The sequence below is a fragment of the Vibrio sp. 10N.222.49.C9 genome, assembly GCF_041474985.1.
Taxonomy (GTDB): Bacteria; Pseudomonadota; Gammaproteobacteria; order Enterobacterales; family Vibrionaceae; genus Vibrio; species Vibrio crassostreae_C.
On the sequence record NZ_JBFRVD010001062.1, the window covers coordinates 1 to 375 of the forward strand.

Here is a 375-nt window from a genome sequence, read left to right on the forward strand (position 1 = left end):
GGATAGACAGTTCCGCCATACGCTTGGTGGCACCCATAACGTTGGTTGGCCTTACCGCTTTGTCTGTTGAGATTAACACAAAGGTTTCAACGCCGGTTTCAATGGCCGCTTTGGCAGTGTAATAAGTACCAAATACATTGTTTCGCACCCCTTCTACAACGTTAAACTCGACCATCGGTACATGTTTATAGGCGGCCGCGTGATAGATGGTTTGAACCCCAAATGCACGCATGGTTTTATGTAAACGGTTAATGCGCTGTACTGAGCCTAATAACGGCACAATTCTAACGGATAGGTTATTCTCACTAGCGTATTGTTGCAGCTCTTTGTCGATGCTGTATAACGCAAGTTCAGTCACTTCAAACAGCACAATAG

1 protein-coding gene is annotated in these 375 nt (G+C 45.3%); it reads right to left on the reverse strand.

Annotated elements, in window-relative coordinates:
• On the reverse strand, positions 1 to 375 hold a 375-nt coding region (locus tag AB4585_RS26905; RefSeq protein WP_372171795.1), incomplete at both ends, for a polysaccharide biosynthesis protein.